Annotated in this window: 3 protein-coding genes and 1 pseudogene; 1 reads left to right on the top strand and 3 read right to left on the bottom strand. The window is 38.3% G+C overall.

Features of this window, described 5'->3' with window-relative positions:
- A pseudogene (locus IQ244_RS32185) lies at nt 1-196 on the top strand (IS5/IS1182 family transposase); the annotation flags it as partial.
- Nucleotides 197-555: 359 nt separating this feature from the next.
- On the opposite strand, the gene IQ244_RS32180 reads toward IQ244_RS32185, so the two are convergent.
- The 3 genes from IQ244_RS32180 to IQ244_RS32170 are packed head-to-tail and all read right to left on the bottom strand — an operon-like array spanning nt 556 to nt 1,322.
- A complete protein-coding gene (locus IQ244_RS32180; protein WP_228059312.1) occupies nt 556-744 on the bottom strand; it encodes a hypothetical protein in 189 nt (62 codons plus the stop codon).
- A 52-nt stretch (nt 745-796) separates the two neighbouring features.
- Nucleotides 797-961: a hypothetical protein gene (locus IQ244_RS32175; protein WP_193900708.1), complete on the bottom strand. Its 165-nt coding sequence runs from the start codon at nt 959-961 to the stop codon at nt 797-799.
- Nucleotides 954-1,322, bottom strand: coding sequence for an Arm DNA-binding domain-containing protein (locus IQ244_RS32170; RefSeq protein WP_322746150.1), 369 nt, complete (start codon nt 1,320-1,322; stop codon nt 954-956). The genes IQ244_RS32175 and IQ244_RS32170 overlap by 8 nt, the downstream gene beginning before the upstream one ends.
- Nucleotides 1,323-1,456: the final 134 nt, after the last annotated feature.

Genomic DNA, 1,456 nt, shown 5'->3' with positions numbered 1-1,456 from the left:
TTGCGAAGATAAAAAGAGTAATCGAGACTTAGCCAAAGTTCGAGTTGTCGGTGAGCATATTAATCGGAAACTAAAGATATTTAAAATCTTGTCTGACCGTTATCGCAATCGGAGAAAAAGATTTAGTTTGAGATTTAATCTCATCGCTGGTTTGTACAACTATGAGCTTCGTCTCCCTAAAACTGAATCTGCTTAACTGACTTTTGCAAGAGGTCTACTGAATAATCAACCTCCGGAGTTAGAATGCGATCGCCTCTCCAGTTCGGTTAAATACTGTTAATGCACTCGATCACAAGCTTTGACCAAGTGTATGGCTGAAATAGTTTAATCGAAACTTTGAGTAATGCAGCTGCTTGGGCAAAAACTTCTTCTCAATGTGCTTTGTGAAGAGGTGGAAAGCACTTCGTAGCTACAGTGCCTGACGCGATCGCACTCTAGAAAATGTTGCCCACAACAACAAACAGGACAAGGGAGGGAATTACGTAAGTATCACAAGCGAAGGCAACGAATACGCTTTTCTCTAATACCTGACAGTTATTCCTCATAATCTCTTTACTACAGACAAAATCCTGCATCAACTTCTATTTCTGCCTTAGCAATTGGGTCATCCTCATCATCATTAAAGAATCCATCATCTTTAGAATCTTGTTCCAAAATATTTGATCCGGCTGGTTCTGAGAGAACAGGTAGCGAGTCAGGACTTGGCTTAGTAGAATCAAAAAAAGAAACTGAAGGAGGAAGCAAATTAGCTGAAACAGGAGTTATCCCTCTTTTGTGACTTTAGGGAGAAAAAATATTAACTAGCAAGGGAAAAAGTGACTGGAGAAGCACGCAAGTCATTCATGAAGTCGATTAATTTTAAGAAGCAACGTTTCATACCAGGAATGTTAAATACTGTCAGCCAAGGTTGAATTAAACAGTAAAAAATATATGGTTGAATAATCAATCTCAGGTTATTCAAGGCACTCTTCCATGTTGTACCTGATTCCCACCTTATCACCTAAACGTTGGAACAGTTTGGTAAAGCTATTGTGGTATCCCTTGGTAGTTTCCTTAAGGCTTGATGATTTGTAATTTATATAACCTTCCCAAAGTTCTGTAACTTTGGGTGGAATCTCAGGTTCAGCGATACTAATTACTGATTGAGGTTTGTACTTGTTCAGAGTCGGATCAAAATTTCCTGAAGCAATATCCAACTCAATCTGATTTTTCTTAGCTTCTGCGGCTTTACGGTTTATTTTTATATCGGATAAACCAAGAGATAGATAGTATCTTTTACCTCCATAACGAAACCGTAGTTGTAATCGGCTATTGGAATCAATGATAGAGGAATCTATCCCACTAATATCAGCAATATGATAATCTGCTATTGATGAAGATAAGTTGTATTAGGGTATGGCTGGGCGATTTGAAGGATTAAGCGACCTGGAATGGAAGTTGTTTGAAGATATATTCC

This window comes from Nostoc sp. LEGE 06077, from assembly GCF_015207705.1.
Taxonomy (GTDB): Bacteria; Cyanobacteriota; Cyanobacteriia; order Cyanobacteriales; family Nostocaceae; genus Nostoc_B.
This window is presented reverse-complemented; position numbering and strand designations above follow the sequence as displayed.